The following is a 16,696-nucleotide window of genomic DNA, read 5'->3' as shown; positions in this document are numbered from 1 at the left end:
GTGGACGTTAACGCTGAGAACGTGGGCTGGGGTCAAACCCTGCTCAGCGCATTGACCTGCATTGTTATCTCGGCAATCTTGTACTACTCAACGCCCTCCACCGCAGAGCGCATCACTCTTGTTGCCGGCGAAGGATGCGCGTCTTCGGCAGCCAAGCGCTCAAAGGCGACGGCGGCGAGTGCTGCGGCTTGGTCACCGAGCACCGAATCATCGAACCTCGCCAGCGGCGAATGATTCCACTCGCGCAGGTGCTCTGGGGTATCCGGATTGACGGTACCGAACCACATGAAAGTGCCAGGTACCTGCGCTAGTACGCCGCCGAAGTCCTCCGAAGCCATCATGGGCGTTTCCATCGGGATGACATTTTCTGCTCCGAACATGCCACCCCACAGCGCCGCGGCGAATTGATTCTCGCGCGGGTTGGTTTTGGTTGCGGAATACAGAACCTCGAAATCTACCTTTGCGGTGCATCTATGCGACGCCGCGACAGAACTGGCCACTTCCACAACCATCTGGCGCACTTGCTCAATCTTTTCATCGCGCAGCACGCGCACTGTAGCACCGAGCATGGCGTGGTCAGGGATGACATTAATGGCGCCGTCGCCTGCGCGCAGATTAGTCACTGTGATGACGATCGGCTCGTTGGCATCGAAACGGCGAGTCAGTGCAATTTGCAAGGCCATCTGAATCTCCCCCAGCGCTGCGACGGGATCGATGGCATCGTGCGGCCGCGACCCATGGCCGCCCTTGCCATAGACAGTGATCTTCAGATTCGACGATGATGCCATCATGGGCCCGGAAATATGGTGGAAAGTGCCACGATCCTGCGGACCGACATGCAGGCCATAAGCGGCAATCGGACGACGCCCCGCTGCATCGAGGACGCCTTCTTCGATCATCGGGAGGGCACCACCCGGGCCTTCTTCGCCGGGCTGGAACATGAACGTGACGTCGCCAAGCAAGTGCTCCTTCTGCGCGCACAGCAACTTCACCGCACCGATGAGCCCTGCGGTGTGAAGGTCGTGGCCGCACGCGTGCATCAGCCCGTTGGTGGAAGCAAAAGGATCGCCCGTCTGCTCACGGACCGGCAACGCGTCCATGTCTGCGCGCAGCAGCACCGAAACCGGCCGTGGGCCGCGCTTGCCGCCGCGAAGGACCGCGACCACGGAGCTTAAATCCTGGCCGACCTGAATCTCCAACGGCAGGCCTTTGAGCGCCTCGAGGACCTTCTTTTGCGTCCGCGGAAGCTCGAGCCCAATTTCCGGGTGCTGGTGCATATCCCGCCGGAATTCCTGCAGCTGCGGTAAGAGCTTTTGGCCTTCCTCCAAGAACACCTCACTGGCAATGCGCTCACCAATCTTGGCAGCGGTAACTGGCAGCGGTGGAAGCTGCTGGCCTTGGCGAGGTGCCTTCTTCTTGATGGGTTCCATGAATCAATCCTTCCCGGGTTTGACCATCGACACTACATGGAACCCAGTTGCAATGAACTGCACCACAAACTGACATCTGGAGGTCCGAACAGGCGGACTCCCACTGAGGAGCCAGGCCGCGAAACGACGTCGCATCCCATCCGGAGGGACTACCTGGACAAAGGAATCCACGGGTGGACCATGTTCGGTCAGCAACTGCAGCGTACATGGGACGGAATTAAGCCGGCGTTGCAGTAGCGTCATCGAAGGAAAGCAACCCTCCTCTCGCTTCCCAGGCGCCCATTCGTTCAGCCACGCTCTGGCGCCAGTTCGCATTGTTGGGAACGAGAAGCCCCTTCGGAACGGTGCTCTCCCAGGTGCCGTCTGCCCAGCACCATAGAACTACTCCGGTGTCGGGGTCCATGACATAGAACGCCCTGCCATCCGTCTTGATGTTGTGGCAGCGTTGGCAAAGGCAAACCAAATTATCGCTCGAGGTTTTTCCGCCATCCGCGTAGGGAATTCGGTGGTCGAGCTGCGTAAGGTGAGCAGGCATGTCACAACCTGGACCTCGGCACGTTCCATCGCGCGCCTCAACAAACGCTCGAATTGCTTCAGTCGGGCGGTACCCCTCGGTTTCACCTGGCGCGATTTCTCGAGTCGAGGCGCCCTCTGGTGGGTCGATATACCCATATCCGGGAGCGAAGGCTAGTGAGGTATCAGCCTGCTGGAAAACGTTGATAACGATCTTTTGCTCGATCGGATCAAGGATGGTGGCCGCCAACGCACGGGCAAAGGAGATGCCCTCTTTCTCCGCGCGCTTACGGACTAGACGGTCAATGGTTTCTGCGGTAACTGCATCCAGGTTGGCGGTGATTTCACCACGACCGGCATACCGCTCCATGTGGTAGCGGTCGCGATCTTCTTCAACTTCGCCTTCAACGCAATAGTGCAGGGCGAGCACCTCAGAAATCACCTTCCGAATACGGGAGGCCTCGGGCAGGCGCTGATTCGGACGACGCGGGGTGAAGAGCTCTTCGAGAGCATCATCCACGAACGGATAGATGCGTTCCTCGACGCCTTGCAGCGCCTTGCCGATGGCCAAGATCCGGTCATAGTCCAAGAACCAGTCCAGTTTGTTGAGGTGACGTAGTTTGGGCAGATACGAGATCTTTTTGAAGCCGTAGAACAGATGTTCCGCTTTGTAGGAGGTCAGGCCAAGCTTGCGCGAGACATCTGCGAACGCTAGTTCAGCATCCTCGTCAGGCTGCGGCAAAATTGCATTAAAGGCACGCCAAGTCAGGCGATTACTTTCCACAAATGACCGCCCAACCTCACACTTTGGATTTAGTGGAGCGAAGTAGGGTCCGTCCATCGAGTTTCCTTAAACGTAGTTTTGAGAACAGCTTTCGCTGCGCAACTCCCCCTCCGAGCCGCTTGCCACCCAAACTACAAAACGCCCCGGACACCCGCAAGAATTTTCGAAAATAGAAACGGCGCTATTGGTACTTTTGCCAGTTCGACAAAGCCACTACCCCCGCCTACCCCCGCCGGAAGTTTCAGCCAAAAAGAGCATGCTTGACGACGCCCAGTTCCCCCACCCATGGCAAAGACCCCAGGGCCAAGCCTGGGGTCTTTTTTGGGCTTAGGTCTTAGCCCTCACCGTCGGTAGAAAGCGCTGCCACGAACGCCTCCTGCGGCACGGAAACCGAACCGATGGACTTCATGCGCTTCTTACCAGCCTTCTGCTTCTCCAGTAGCTTACGCTTACGAGAGATATCGCCGCCGTAGCACTTCGCCAGGACGTCCTTGCGCATAGCGCGGATATTCTCACGCGCAATGATCTTGGAGCCAATGGCTGCCTGGACCGGGACCTCGAACTGCTGGCGCGGAATGAGCTCTTTAAGCTTCTTCGTCATCTTGTTGCCGTACCACTGCGCCGAATCGCGGTGAACGATGGCAGAGAAGGCGTCGACCGGATCACCGTTGAGCAGGATATCCACCTTGACCAGATCAGACAGCTGTTCCCCAGCCTCTTCATAGTTCAGCGAAGCATAGCCCTTAGTGCGGGACTTCAGCATGTCAAAGAAGTCGAAGATGATTTCACCCAACGGCATCGTGTAGCGCAGCTCCACGCGGTCCTCAGAAAGGTAGTCCATGCCGCCCATCTGACCGCGCTTGGACTGACACAGCTCCATGGTGGAACCCACGAACTGTTCAGGAACGATGATGGTCATCTTCACGATTGGCTCGTAGACCTCGCGCAGCTTGCCGCCCGGCCAGTCGGCAGGGTTGTGGACGAGGGACTCGGTTCCGTCTTCGGCCACCACGCGGTAGGTAACGGAAGGTGCGGTCGAAATCAGGTCCAGGCCAAACTCGCGCTCCAAGCGGTCACGGGTGATTTCCATGTGGAGCAGGCCCAGGAAACCGCAGCGGAAGCCGAAGCCCAACGCCACAGAAGTCTCGGGCTCGTAGGTCAGGGAGGCGTCGTTAAGCTGCAGCTTCTCCAGCGCATCGCGCAAGTCGGGGAAGTCCGCCTGGGAAATCGGGAACAAGCCGGAGTAGACCATTGGCTTCGGGTCCGCATAGCCCTTAAGCGGCTCGGTTGCGCCATTCGACGCCCAGGTAATGGTGTCGCCCACCTTGGTCTCGCGCACGTTCTTAACGCCCGTGATGAGGTAACCCACCTCGCCCGGGCCCAGGCCGGCGCACTTCTGCATCGTCGGGGACACGATGCCCACCTCGAGCAGCTCGTGGTTCGCGCCAGTAGACATCATGGTGACCTTCTGGCGTGGGGTGAGCTTGCCGTCCATCATGCGGATGTAGGTGACAACGCCACGGTAGGTGTCGTAGACGGAGTCGAAGATCATGGCGCGGGCAGGGGCGTCGTGAGGCGCCTCCGTGGAAGGCGGCGGCACCAGCTCAGCTACCTTGTCCAGCAGGTCCTCCACGCCTTCACCAGTCTTGCCGGACACGCGCAGAACCTCTTCTGGCTCGCAGCCAATGATGTGGGCAATCTCCAGCGCGTACTTCTCAGGGTCCGCAGCCGGCAGGTCAATCTTGTTGAGGACCGGGATGATCTCCAGGTCATTTTCCATCGCCAGGTACAGGTTGGCGAGGGTTTGGGCCTCGATGCCTTGGGCGGCGTCGACAAGCAAAATTGCGCCCTCACATGCCTCCAGCGCGCGGGAGACCTCGTAGGTAAAGTCCACGTGGCCCGGGGTATCAATCATCTGCATGACGATCTCTTCGCCCGCGTGCTTTCCGGTGCGCGGAATCCACGGCAGACGCACGTTCTGCGCCTTAATGGTAATGCCGCGCTCGCGCTCGATATCCATGTTGTCGAGGTACTGATCGCGCATGTCACGCGCGTCAACGACCTGCGAAAACTGCAGGATGCGGTCAGCCAGCGTCGACTTGCCGTGGTCGATGTGGGCGATAATGCAGAAGTTTCGAATCTGGGTTGGATTCGTAAACGTAGTGGCCGCAAAGTTTTTAGACATGGGTTTAGAATAGACGACATGACTAGCGGCAACCCACTCACCCGCTTACGGGTGGCACTCGGAATTGGCGAACGCGAGCCTGTCGACGTCGGACTAGCCCGAATCTCCGAGCGTCTCGGTATGAATAACGCCGCCGAATACCGCGAACCCCGCAAAGCCGCCCGCATCCGCGTCGAATGCACCAACTCCCATCCGCGCTCTGTGTGCTTCTCCCCCGACATGGACGGCCAAGCAGATTCTGGCGAGGTCGTCTGGGTCTGGGCGCCCTCCGACGGCAAGCAATCCCCGCCGCGCGAACGCGCCGTGCTCATTATCTCCCGCACCCGCACCACCGTGCTGGGGCTGCTCATCTCCCCCAACCCAAACCATGCTCACGAAGAGGAATGGCTCGACATCGGCACTGGTGAATGGGACGAAGCAGGCCGCCAGTGTTGGGTTCGCCTCGACAGAATCCTCGAGATTTCTGAGGAAGAATGCCGCCGCCAGGGCACGCTCTTCCCGGAGCGCCGTTTTGAGCGCATTGCCAACCGTCTTCGCTCGCGTTACCACTGGTCCTAAGTCCAAGGCCTGATTTGGGTTTTTCTTCCTGCTCCTGCTAGGTTTTGGAAGTTACTTACTTTCCGGGCGCGTTGGTCGGGGCGGTCAGGACCTTGGGTCCGCCCATCGAACATCAACGCCGAGCACCATGCGGGACATGTCCGGCGGGTTGGTTTCCCAATGTAATCATTCGATTTCCAAGAGGTATTAAAGATGGCAAACATCAAGTCCAAGAAGAAGCGCATTCTCACCAACGAGAAGGCACGTCAGCGCAATAAGGCTGTTCGTTCCGCAGTTCGTACCGAGATCCGCAAGTTCCGCGAGCTTGTCACCGCTGGTGACAAGGAAGCTGCTGAGAAGCAGCTCCGCGTCGCTTCCCGCGCTCTGGACAAGTCCGTGTCCAAGGGTGTCTTCCACCGCAACACGGCTGCCAACAAGAAGTCCGGTATGGCTAACGCTTTCAACAAGATGGCGTAATACACACCGCTTTTGATTGAAGGGACCTCCTTGTGGGGTCCCTTCTTTCGATCTATTCGAACACATAGACGGCCATGTCCGGGCGGCCCGCTACTATGGCAAACGTTATGAAAAATGTGAAGCCTTTGCTCAAGTGGGTCGGCGGAAAACGCCAGCTACTGCCCGAGATCCACGCTGCCCTCCCGGCAGAAGGATTCGACGGATATTTCGAGCCTTTCCTCGGCGGTGGCGCAGTGCTGTTTTCGCTGACCCCGCACAAGGCCGCGGTCAACGATCTCAACACGGAGCTCATCAACGTCTACGAGACAGTCCGAGACGATGTCGCAGGTCTCATCGAGCTGCTGCAGACCTATCCCAACGAGGAAGACTTCTTCTACGAGATGCGCAGCAAAGACCGTGACTCCTCCTTTGCACACATGACGCGCACGGAGCGCGCCGCACGAACGGTCTATCTCAACAAGACCTGCTACAACGGCCTGTACCGCGTCAACAACGCCGGCCAGTTCAACTCGCCATTCGGCCGCTACACCAACCCCGCCATTTGTGATGAGGAAACGCTACGTGCGGTCTCCGAGTACTTGAACAGCAACAAGGTTTCTTTCAATACCGGTGACTACGCGGCCATCTTGAAAGACGCCAAGGAAGGCGACTTTGTCTACTTCGATCCGCCCTATGATCCGGTCAATCCCACCAGCAACTTCACGGGGTATCAGTCCGGGGGCTTCGGCCGCGAGGATCAGCTGCGTCTCAAGGGGGTCTGCGATAAGCTCGACGCCGCCGGCGTGAAGTTCCTGCTTTCGAACTCGGCCACGGACTTCATTCAGGAGATCTACTCCGAGTACGAGATAAACATCGTCGGGGCCACCCGCTCCATCAATTCGGTGGCGAGCAAGCGCGGCAAGGTAGACGAGGTTCTGGTGCGCAACTATGGATGAGCAGCTGGCTAGCTTGTGCGCGGAGTTCGACGTTCCGGATGGGCAGACGCTGGGGCTCAACGACGTCGGCTGGCTCAAGGTTTTCCGCGATCCCACCGTTCGCGAGCAGCTTGAGCGCACCGGATTCGTGGTGGTAGAAGCAGCGCGCATCAAGGCACTGTCCAGCCGTGAGCCGCGGCTTATGGCCAAGCACGACTTCTCCGCGGCGCGGCCCTGGTTCTTCCGGGAACACGGCTTATCCATCGTGCCGGTGCGCCGAGATGCGTACTTGATTGGCCGCTTCGATGTCTATGAGAAGTTTCCCGAGCACGCCGCACCGCTGAAGTCGCTGCCCATTCCGAGCGGCATTGAGTCGCTGGATTTTAAGAACCTGAACTCGGAGGCGGTGATGCTCAATGCGGCGGCACTGTCCGGAATCCTCACGGACTTCGTGGGTGGCGGGCAGCTCTACCCCACCGTGACTGGCCGCATGTCCACACTGCAGCTGCCTATTCGCCTGGCTGACCTGAACTTGGAGCTGGACGTCGACCGCGCGCAGATGGAGATCGACGGCGGCTTCGAATCCGCGGAGCGGCTCATCTTGGTTGAGGCCAAGAACCATATCTCGCCCGACTTCAACATCCGCCAGCTGTATTTTCCGTACCGGCGCTTCTCCCAGGCACTCGCCAAGGAAGTGGTGCCGCTGTACGTGGTCTATTCCAACGGAGTATTCCATTTGTACCGTTATTCTTTTTCTAATCCGGCAGACTTCCGCAGTATAAAGCTGGAGGATTCCGCCCGCTACGTGCTTGGCGGTTCGGAGGTCACAAGCTCTGCGCTGCGCGCCGTTGCGCACCGCACGCAACCCGAGCCCGAGCCGCGCATCCCGTTCCCGCAAGCCGATTCTTTCGCGCGCGTGGTCAGCTTGCTGGAGATGCTGCCCGTGGCCAAAGCAGAGATTCCGCAACGCTTCGGCTTCACGCCGCGCCAAGCGGACTATTACGTGAACGCCGGGCGTTACCTGGGCCTGATGGAGGTAAACGACGGAGTGGTTGAAGGCACCCCGCTGACGGGTTCGCGCGACGAGCGCAATCTGATGCTGGTGGATGCCCTCGCGCGGCGGCAGGTGTTCAACGCCGTCATTCGGGAAGTCGTGGAGCAGCAGCGCGCACTCACCAAGGCCGAGGCTCAGGCGCTCATGGAGAAAGCAGACCTGGGGCTTACGGGGTCGACGCTACCGAGGAGGGCGTCGACAGTCGCGGCGTGGTCGCAGTGGATTTGGGAGCTCATCGCACCAGAACAATTGATGCTGGTATAGCCTTCGCCGTCTCACCTATTGGGATATGTTGTACGTATGTACACGATTGGTGATTATCTTCTCGACCGCTTGGCGGAAGTCGGCATCACGGAACTTTTCGGTGTTCCCGGCGATTTCAATCTCAAGTTCCTCGACCACGTTGTGGCCCACGAGAAGATTCGTTGGGTGGGCAATTCCAACGAGCTCAACGCCGGATATGCGGCCGATGGATACGCCCGCCTGCGCGGCATCGGCGCATTCCTCACTACCTTCGGCGTGGGCGAGCTCTCCGCCGCCAACGCCATCGCGGGGTCCTACGCGGAGAACGTGCCGGTCATCCACATTGTTGGTTCGCCGCGCAAGGAGCTGCAAGCCTCTGTGGCCAAGATCCACCACTCCATGGGCGATGGCGACTTCGCCCGCTTCTTCCGCGTTGACCGCGAGCTGACCTGCGTGGCCGAGGATCTCAACGCAATGACCGCGCAGGCGCAGATCGATAACCTCATTGTCCAGGTGTTGTTCCAGCGCAAGCCCGGCGCGCTGCATCTGGCGGCGGACGTCGCCAGCACCCCCTGCACGCCGCCGAAGGCTCCGCTGCCGCTCATCGAGCAGCTCGACTCGGAAGCCGCCGCACAAGAGTTTGAGCGGGACCTGAAGGGCTTCCTCAAGGGGCGTACTCTCGCAGTGCTTGCCGACGTCCTCGTGCATCGCTTTGGCTGCCAGTCCACGCTCCAGGGCTACCTGGATCGATCCGGGGTTCCTGTAGCAACGTTGAGCTGGGGCAAGTCCCTCATCGATGAGGAGACCTCGAACTTCGCGGGAATCTACTCTGGTGCGGCGTCGCATGGCGATACCCGCAAAACCGTCGAGGAGGCCACCGCCTTGGTGACCGTGGGCGTGGACTTTACCGATAACATCACCGCGGGTTTCTCCGTTGCGATTTCCCAAGATAACCAGGTCGATATTCGCCGTGATACGGCCTACATCCAGGGCAATGCCTACACGCCGCTGAGCATGGGCCGGGCCATCGAGATTCTGGACCAAGTCACAGCCGAGGTATCGCCAGAGTTCATGCCGGTGGGCAAGACCAACCCTGCAGAGAAGGTAGAAATCACCGACGATCCGTTGTCACAGGAACAACTCTGGGCGGTGGTCTCACGCGCGCTGGAGCCGGGCAACGTGGTCATCGCGGAGCAGGGCACCTCCTTCTTTGGACTCTCGGCGCACCACTTCCCCACCGATACAGTGTTCATCGGCCAGCCGATGTGGGGCTCCATCGGTTACACGCTGCCCGCAACACTTGGTGCGGCGCTGGCGCAGCCGGGGCGTCGTCCAGTGCTGCTCATCGGTGATGGTTCCGCGCAACTGACCATCCAGGAAATCGGACAGATGGTGCGCGAAAAGGTTCCCGCGGCCATCTTCTTGGTGAACAACAATGGCTACACCGTTGAACGCGCAATCAACGGCGAGGACGAGTACTACAACGACATCCCGGCGTGGGATTGGTCCAAGACGCTAGATTTCTTTGGGGCTGGCGACTTTGGGCTTACGCTGCGGGCCACTACTGGCGCGGAGCTCGAAGAATCCGTGGCCGTGGCCACCGCGAACAAGGACAAGCTGGTCTTTGTTGAAGCGGTGACCCCGTACAACGACTACCCGGAGCAGCTTAAGCGTGTAGCTGCGGCGCTATCCCCACGGAAGCACTGATGAGAACGCATCCGGCGATGATGAAGAACGCGCCGGATGCGATGTCAATCCAGGGGCCAGCGGCCAGCATGCGGCGGCGAATCGCGGACGTAGAAATAACCGTGCTGAGCAGCACGAAGGTGAGATAGGCCGAAAGCGACAGGCCCAAGATGAGTGCCACCGCGAGCCACAGCGGCGGATGCGGTGGCAGAAGCGGGGCAATCATCGCCGCGAGGTAGAGCACGATCTTTGGGTTGGAAAGGTTCGTGGCCAAGCCGGTGCGGAAGACCTGCCCAAGGCTGCCCAAGCGCAGGGCGGCCTCCTCAATATCAGCGGGCGGATTGTGGAGCAGTTCCAGACCGCCCTTGATTGAACGCACGCCCATGAAAATCAGGAAGGCACCACCGATTCCCTGAATGGCCCGCAGAATCCCCGGGAACGCGGTGAGAACTGCGGCGGCGCCAAACACGGTGATCGTGTACCAAAAGAGCACTCCCAACTGGATTCCGGTCGCGGCAGCGATGGCGTGCTTGCGCGAGCGCGTGGCGTAGCGGGTAACCAATACGATGTCAGGCCCAGGAGCCAACGCGCCCAGAAGGTTCATGAACATCAGTGCCGCAAATGCGGACCAACTCATGAAAAGCGCTCAATCAGGTCTTCGCGCCCAAACATGCGGGCGGAGTCCACGGCATTCGGGGTGCCAGCCTGCGGGTCAGCGCCGGCGGCCAGAAGTGCGTCGACCACGGCGTCTTCCTTCTTGAAGATGGCACCAGCCAGCGGGGACTGATTGCGGTCGTTGAGAAGGTTAACGTCAGCGCCAAGGCCGGCGAGTTCGCGCACGAGCTCGGCGTGGCCGTTGTAGGCAGCGAGCATAACGAAGGACTGGCCGTCCTGGTTAACCATATCGGCGTTGACGCCCTGCTTGATGTACTCGAGGAGGGCGGCGTCGCCGTGGCGGGCGAAGTCAAAAAGCTTTGAGGCGAATTCCTGGACGTCTTGGGTGATGTCTTCCATGAAAAGCAAGTCTATCGCGCGAGTTCAGCGACCCGGCGCACGGCTGCCTCAATGGCAAAGTCCTCATCGCCGCCTTGGCCCTTGACTGCGGCGTCGAGCTCCGCCATGAGGATGACCGCCTTGTTGACGTTGTCCTCAGACCAGCGGCGCGCTACCGGCTGAGTCATCTTCACCACGTAAGGGGCCAGCCCGGTGTCTTTGGCCAGGGAGTATTGGTCGCCGCGGGCTGAGTAAAGGCGGGCGATGGCGCCGACCTTATTGGCGAGAGCCGCGGCAATAGCCACCGGGGAGGCGCCAAGCTGGAGCGCGCGACGGCAGGTAGACACGGCCGCCTCGACGCGGCCGGCCACGGCGGCGTCGGCAATGTCCCAGTTGGCCACCTCAGCGATGCCCACGTAGTAGTTGTGCACGGCCTCACGAGTGACGTTGCCGTTGGTGTCAAAGACCAGCTGGGAGATGGCCGAGGCCAGCTCGCGCAGGTCAGAGCCCACGCCGTCGAGGACAGCCTGCACCACGTCAGGGGTCGGCCGTACGCCGTGGGAGGCGAACTCGCGGGTGGCCCAAGAGCCCAGCTCGTTGGGATACAGCGAGAAGACCTCGTGCACCTCGCCCACCTTTCGCAGCTTGGCCACGATCTCCGGTGGTTTCTTCTTGCCCTTCAGTGTCTTTGCGGTGACGGTGTAGATGAGCACCAAGGTCATGCCCGGTCCAGGATCAGCGACCGCAGTGAGCAGGACCTGGGTCAGTTCCTTGCCCACCTTTTCCACGTCGCTGATGACGATGACGCGGTTGTCACCAAACAGTGACGGGCTGGTGGCCATGGCGATCTCGCCTTCGGAGACCTCAGAGGCTTTCAGGCGCACCACCTCGACGCCCTCCCCGGCCGCTTTCTGGATGGAAAGTCGGGCGCGTTCAGTGAGGAATTCGTCGTCGCCAAGGATGAGGTGGACTTGCTGCATGGGTGCAATTCTAGCGGTAGAACACCGGGATGCCTTCAGGAGTGCGGGTGGGATAGTCCGGCGGGGAGTCTTCGGTAACCACGATGGAGCAGGTGCCCGGCGGGATCGGATAAACATCCTCCTCCGTGGCAACCACGTGCACAGGTTTCTGCGGTGTCTCCAGGTGCCGCGGGACGAGGACCGCAATCACGCACAAAAGGGTCAGCAGTGGGCGGCGATAAATAATGCCGGCCACCACCCAGCCATAGGCCAGCAGCACGAGGAACGGGCTGGCGGCCACGGTGTTGAGAGGAAGCCCGGTGCAGCCGTGAGCGATAGTGTTGATCCACCAAGTAAAGGGTTCCGCCACGGCGAGCAGGCCCGCGCCCAAGACGGAGAGCGGCCCTAGCTGGGCGAAGATGGCGGCTATGAGTCCGAGGATGGTCACCGGCGCCGTGGCGGGGGCGACTAGGACGTTGGCCAGTACCGAGACCACGGAGACTTCCCCCGCCATCAACGCCACAATCGGCATTGTCACTAGGTCCGCGGCGATGGCTACGGCAAGGGCACGGATAAAGATGTCGGGCCAGCCGATCACCGCAAGGTGCCGGTAGAGCAAGGGCGAGACCACCACGATTCCCGCAGTCGCGGCCACGGAGAGTGCAAAGCCAAAGCTAGAACACAGCTCGCTGTCGATGAAAAGCAGCACGATTATCGCCAGGCTCAGGCCATGCATCGGCTCCATCCGGGAAGAGTTGAGCACCGCGAGCAACCCCACCAGGCCCATCACGGCGGCACGTTGGACGGAGGGCTCAAACCCGACGAGGAGCACAAACACCACGAGCGCGGCTAACGACGCCGCTACACGCAGCCGTGGGCCCTTCACCAACAGGGCCGCAGCACTACAGACAATCGCCACGTTGGAGCCGGAGACCGCGCTTAGGTGAGACAAGCCGGTATCAATGTAGAGCTGCTTCTCCGCGGCATCCTGCAGGGTGGTATCGCCCAACACCATGCCGGGCAGCAGTCCCTGCGAGGAAGGGCCCACTGTGGTGACCACGAGCTCGCGGAAGTTCTCCGCCACGTGCGCGGCCAACGAGTCCGGCGGCGTCAAGCTCGTCAGCCGCCCATGGGAGACGGTGACCTCTGCCCCACTGGGAGCAGGCTCATCCGCGAATACCGGAACCTGGAAGGGGTAGCCCGGCACGCGCAAACGCAGCAACCAGCCGCCGCGGGTCTCGGAGGGATCGGAGATGACGGTGCCGGTGAGGACGTCGCCAAGCGGCACTGCGCGCGCCAGCCGCACCTTGGTGACCACAATCGCAAGCGCACTCAAAGCAGCGCACAAGATTGCCTGGCCCCGTTGCCACCGCCACAATACGAGGGCGAGGACTGGCACCACAATGCACCAGTTGCCGTGCAAGGCCAGCAGCGTGGCCGCCCACACCGCACATGCGGCCGGCAACAGGCGCAGCTGCTTCATGGCTGGACCTGGTCCTTGAGGCCCTCGAACTTGGCCGGGCCGATGCCGCTGATGTCCATAAGCTGCTCCACTGAGCTGAAGCCACCGATTTCCTCGCGGTGCGCGATGATGGCCTCCGCGGTCACCTCGCCGACGCCTTTTAAGTCCATGAGCTGTTCTTTCGTGGCGGTGTTGAGGCTCAGCGGACCTTGGCCAGGTTCGCCAGCGGATCCTGGCACGGGCGCAGGCATGCCGACGACTATTTGCTCGCCGTCGGTCAGCCGTTTGGCCAAGTTGAGGTTGAGGAGATCGATGCCGGGCTTGGGCCGGGCGTGGTCGAGGGCGTCGGCAATGCGCGCATCAGGTGCCACCGTGACCAGGCCAGGATTGTCCACCTCCCCCACCACGGAGACCACGAGGGAGCTTGGCGCAGGAGTCGAGGAGGTGGGGCTGATCGCGGCATAGGGCTCCGCGCGCGAGGAAATCCCCAGCCACACCAAGATTCCCGCGGCCACCAGGACAGCGATGGTGCACGCAATCCACGGCGGCACGGAAATGCGCGGGCGTGGATAGCTGACGGTGAGGAGATCCTCCTCCCCTGTGGGACGGGAGAGCTCGCGAAGGCGGTCGCTGATGTGGGGCATGCCCTCGACGCTACGAAGGCGGCGCCCGAAAGTCGAGGGTCAATTCTCAAAGTTGTGGATAACTTGTTGAGCGCGTCAACAAATAGGTTACTTCTCCGCAGGCTTTCGTGGCGCGAAGAAGGAATGCGGCTTGTCTGGGGTCTCCTTGCTAAAGACCACGGAGACGCCGATGGCGCCAGGGCCAGCGTGGACCGCGAGGACGTCCGTCAGCTCTTCCAGCATGAAGGACGAGCCCTCCGGCAAAGCCATTTCGAGCAGCTCAAGCAGACGCTCAGCAGGTTCTTCGGCGTCGTTGTGCTGCAAAGCCACAAATACCGGGTCGCCGTCCGCGCGGGAGGCAATGAGGTCCACGAGCTTGGTGAAGGCCTTGGTCTGCGTACGCGTCTTGCCCACCAACTCCAGCTTGCCACCCACGATGGACATGATCGGCTTGGTAGCCAGGAGTGCTGTGGACAACATGGCGGTGGTGGCAGAAAGGCGACCCGAGCGGCGCAAGTCCTCCGTGGAGTTGAGGTAGACCCAGGTTTTGCCGCGCTTGACGGTGTCAACGGCCGCGGCGTGGCATTCCTCCAGCGAGGCACCTTCCTGGGCAAGCTTGGCAGCAGCCATTGCCGCCGCGCCCATGACCATGCCGGCGGAGCCAGAGTCGATCACTTTGACGGTATCCGGGAACACGCCGGACGCGGTGACCGCGGCCGACCACGTGGAGGACAGTTCCTTGGACAGGTGAATGGCCACCACGCCGGCGTCGTTGGCGCGTTCCATCTGCCGACCATAGGCGGCAGCCAGCTCTAAGGAGGTCAGGCCCGAGGTAGATTGCTCGCCCTCGGTATCCATGACGTGCAGATCAAGAACCTGGATCTGGAGTTGCTCCACGATTTCTTGGGACAGACCAGCAGCAGAGTCAGTGACAATGCGAACGGACACTAGACGTCCGCCCCCGCTCCGCCGACCACGTGCGCGCCCATGTTCCAGGCGTCGAAGTACCACTTGGCGCCATCGACGTTGTCCGGGGTGAACTCCAGGGAGACAGTGGGATTGTCCGGGTTGAAGTCCGGGCGGGCTGTCAGCTGGGACCAGTGGGTGTTTTTGAGTCCTGAAAGGATGCCGTATTGATTGTGCTCGAGGCCCAGAAGGTTGCAGGTCAACGCGGAAATCGCGCCTCCATGTCCTACCACGAGCACGGGGCCCGGGCTCCAGTCATGGGTGCGCATGAGCTCGTCGATGACGGGGCGGGCACGCTTGGCGACGTCCACCCTCGACTCGCCCTGCGGCGGCGCCCAGGTGGGATCGTGGCGCCAGATGGCGCGTGCGCCAGGGAACTCCTCATCGACCTCGACGGAACTCATCCCCTGCCAGTCGCCCAGGTTGGTCTCGCGCAGGCGGGCGTCGATGGAAGGCTCAAGCCCGAGCTCCTCGCCGATGACGCGCGCGGTCTCGCGGGCACGGATGAGATCCGAGCACACGATGGCCGAGATGTTTTTGTCTCTGAGCATCGCCGCCGCGCCCTTGGCCTGCTCATAACCCACCGCGGACAGCTTGGTGTCCAGGTGGCCCTGCATGCGGCCGGTGGCGTTATAGGTGGTCTGACCGTGACGGATCAGAATAAGACGGCGAACCAAGGTTTTAGTACTCCTCGTCCTCTTCCGGCTCCGGCTGAGCCAGCGGGATCTCGTCAATGGACTCGACTTCGCGCAGGTTTACCTCGTTGGACCACTCGCCTGGGCGCTCTGGGGTCTCGATGCCGTCGATCTCGATGATCGGGCAGTCGTGGTACAGGCGGTCCAGGCCGTAGAACTCGCGCTGGTCGTTGCGCTGGACGTGGATGACGATGTGACCGTAATCCAGCAGTACCCAGCGGTTTTCGCGGTTGCCTTCGCGGCGCTTTGGCTCATGGCCAAGCTTGGTCAGCTCGTCCTCGATTTCCTCCACGATGGAGGCCACCTGGCGCTCGGTCTCGGCGGATGCCAGCACGAAGATCTCGGTGATAGCAAGCACGTCAGAGACGTCGATGGCCACGATGTTCGTGGCCAGCTTCTCGTCAGCAGCGTGCGCCGCGGTTTCAGCCATCTTGCGGGCTACATCAGTAACGGACATGTGCTTTCCTTCAAATATCTTCGAAAACTTTTTAGTTCTGCCAGTTTCGCACGTGAGAGGTGCGTTTGGCTATTTCCGTGAATTCTTTTTTCCCAAATTCTATAAAGGCTTATCAGGATTAGGGCCATAAAGATTGTTCTTAGCGATGTATTGCACAACCCCATCCGGCACGAGGTACCACACCGGCTCGCCTTCCCTGGCGCGCTCGCGGCAATCGGTGGAAGAAATGGCCATGGCGGGAATTTCGATGAGTTCGATCCCGGTTTGGGATTCCAGCGGCAGCATATCCTTGCTGAGTTCGTAGCCGGGGCGGGTGACGCCGACGAAGTTGGCCATCTCTAGCATGACCTCCCAATCGCGCCAGCTCATGATCGAGGCCAGGGAATCGGCGCCGGTGATGAAATAGAGCTCGGCATCAGGGAAAAGCTCGCGCAGGTCACGCAGGGTATCGATGGTGTAGGTGGGGCCCTTGCGGTCGATGTCGACGCGGGAGACGGTAAAGCGCGGATTCGAGGCGGTTGCCACCATGGTCATCAGGTAGCGATGCTCGGCTGCGGTGACGTCGCGCCCCGCCTTCTGCCACGGCTGGCCGGTGGGCACGAAGACTACTTGGTCCAGCTGGAAGCGGTAGGCCACCTCACTGGCGGCCACGAGGTGGCCATTGTGGATGGGGTCGAAGGTGCCGCCCATGATTCCAATGCGCTGTGGACTAGTCATG

The 16,696-nt window shown here is 60.9% G+C and carries 17 protein-coding genes; 5 read left to right on the top strand and 12 right to left on the bottom strand.

The window, feature by feature from the left end; all coding sequences use genetic code 11:
* Nucleotides 1-83: 83 nt before the first annotated feature.
* The 3 genes from CHU71_RS03695 to lepA all read right to left on the bottom strand — a co-directional run bounded on the left by CHU71_RS03695 (nt 84) and on the right by lepA (nt 4,912).
* Nucleotides 84-1,430, bottom strand: a complete 1,347-nt coding sequence (locus CHU71_RS03695; RefSeq protein ID WP_100087360.1) for a M20 family metallopeptidase — start codon at nt 1,428-1,430, stop codon at nt 84-86.
* A gap of 217 nt (nt 1,431-1,647) precedes the next feature.
* Entirely contained in the window at nt 1,648-2,727 is a 1,080-nt protein-coding gene (locus CHU71_RS03685; RefSeq protein ID WP_187272014.1) for an HNH endonuclease signature motif containing protein, read from the bottom strand.
* A 334-nt stretch (nt 2,728-3,061) separates the two neighbouring features.
* A complete protein-coding gene (gene lepA / locus CHU71_RS03680) occupies nt 3,062-4,912 on the bottom strand; it encodes a translation elongation factor 4 (protein ID WP_147760204.1) in 1,851 nt (616 codons plus the stop codon).
* 18 nt (nt 4,913-4,930) lie between these two features.
* On the opposite strand from lepA, the gene CHU71_RS03675 reads away from it, so the two are divergent.
* The 5 genes from CHU71_RS03675 (at nt 4,931) to CHU71_RS03655 (ending at nt 9,844) form a co-directional block, all read left to right on the top strand.
* A complete protein-coding gene (locus CHU71_RS03675) occupies nt 4,931-5,470 on the top strand; it encodes a type II toxin-antitoxin system PemK/MazF family toxin (RefSeq protein WP_147760203.1) in 540 nt (179 codons plus the stop codon).
* A gap of 192 nt (nt 5,471-5,662) precedes the next feature.
* Nucleotides 5,663-5,926 (top strand): 30S ribosomal protein S20, encoded by a 264-nt coding sequence (gene rpsT, locus CHU71_RS03670; protein ID WP_070420135.1) that lies wholly within the window; start codon nt 5,663-5,665, stop codon nt 5,924-5,926.
* A gap of 107 nt (nt 5,927-6,033) precedes the next feature.
* Nucleotides 6,034-6,861 (top strand): DNA adenine methylase, encoded by an 828-nt coding sequence (locus CHU71_RS03665; protein WP_187272013.1) that lies wholly within the window; start codon nt 6,034-6,036, stop codon nt 6,859-6,861.
* The gene (locus CHU71_RS03660; protein WP_147760202.1) at nt 6,854-8,158 is read left to right on the top strand and encodes a hypothetical protein; all 1,305 of its coding nucleotides are present in this window, start codon (nt 6,854-6,856) and stop codon (nt 8,156-8,158) included. The genes CHU71_RS03665 and CHU71_RS03660 overlap by 8 nt, the downstream gene beginning before the upstream one ends.
* A 36-nt stretch (nt 8,159-8,194) precedes the next feature.
* On the top strand, nt 8,195-9,844 hold the full coding sequence (locus tag CHU71_RS03655; protein WP_049063151.1) for an alpha-keto acid decarboxylase family protein: 1,650 nt from the start codon (nt 8,195-8,197) through the stop codon (nt 9,842-9,844).
* Here the strand turns inward: CHU71_RS03655 and CHU71_RS03650 are convergent.
* The 9 genes from CHU71_RS03650 to nadD form a co-directional block, all read right to left on the bottom strand.
* Complete coding sequence (locus tag CHU71_RS03650; RefSeq protein WP_049147748.1) at nt 9,804-10,460, bottom strand: LysE family translocator; 657 nt, start codon at nt 10,458-10,460, stop codon at nt 9,804-9,806. The two genes, CHU71_RS03655 and CHU71_RS03650, sit on opposite strands and share 41 nt — an antisense overlap.
* Nucleotides 10,457-10,837, bottom strand: a complete 381-nt coding sequence (locus tag CHU71_RS03645; protein ID WP_049151644.1) for an ankyrin repeat domain-containing protein — start codon at nt 10,835-10,837, stop codon at nt 10,457-10,459. Before CHU71_RS03645 ends, CHU71_RS03650 begins: the two co-directional genes overlap by 4 nt.
* A gap of 11 nt (nt 10,838-10,848) precedes the next feature.
* The gene (holA, locus tag CHU71_RS03640; protein ID WP_172953403.1) at nt 10,849-11,796 is read right to left on the bottom strand and encodes a DNA polymerase III subunit delta; all 948 of its coding nucleotides are present in this window, start codon (nt 11,794-11,796) and stop codon (nt 10,849-10,851) included.
* Nucleotides 11,797-11,806: 10 nt separating this feature from the next.
* Nucleotides 11,807-13,258, bottom strand: coding sequence for a ComEC/Rec2 family competence protein (locus CHU71_RS03635; protein ID WP_147760201.1), 1,452 nt, complete (start codon nt 13,256-13,258; stop codon nt 11,807-11,809).
* On the bottom strand, nt 13,255-13,881 hold the full coding sequence (locus CHU71_RS03630; protein WP_147760200.1) for a ComEA family DNA-binding protein: 627 nt from the start codon (nt 13,879-13,881) through the stop codon (nt 13,255-13,257). Before CHU71_RS03630 ends, CHU71_RS03635 begins: the two co-directional genes overlap by 4 nt.
* Nucleotides 13,882-13,968: 87 nt before the next feature.
* A complete protein-coding gene (locus CHU71_RS03625) occupies nt 13,969-14,808 on the bottom strand; it encodes a DegV family protein (RefSeq protein ID WP_070420130.1) in 840 nt (279 codons plus the stop codon).
* Entirely contained in the window at nt 14,808-15,503 is a 696-nt protein-coding gene (locus CHU71_RS03620) for a histidine phosphatase family protein (RefSeq protein WP_147760199.1), read from the bottom strand. The genes CHU71_RS03625 and CHU71_RS03620 overlap by 1 nt, the downstream gene beginning before the upstream one ends.
* A gap of 4 nt (nt 15,504-15,507) precedes the next feature.
* A complete protein-coding gene (rsfS, locus tag CHU71_RS03615) occupies nt 15,508-15,978 on the bottom strand; it encodes a ribosome silencing factor (protein ID WP_005528318.1) in 471 nt (156 codons plus the stop codon).
* A gap of 99 nt (nt 15,979-16,077) precedes the next feature.
* Nucleotides 16,078-16,695 carry a nicotinate-nucleotide adenylyltransferase gene (gene nadD / locus CHU71_RS03610; protein WP_005528316.1) on the bottom strand — a complete coding sequence of 206 codons (618 nt, stop codon included), beginning with the start codon at nt 16,693-16,695 and terminating at the stop codon, nt 16,078-16,080.
* Nucleotide 16,696 lies beyond the last annotated feature (1 nt).

The sequence above is a fragment of the Corynebacterium sp. LK14 genome, assembly GCF_008042215.1.
In the GTDB taxonomy this organism is placed as follows: Bacteria; Actinomycetota; Actinomycetes; order Mycobacteriales; family Mycobacteriaceae; genus Corynebacterium; species Corynebacterium striatum.
Note: the sequence above shows the minus strand (reverse complement) of the source record. Positions and strands in the feature narration are given on the sequence as shown.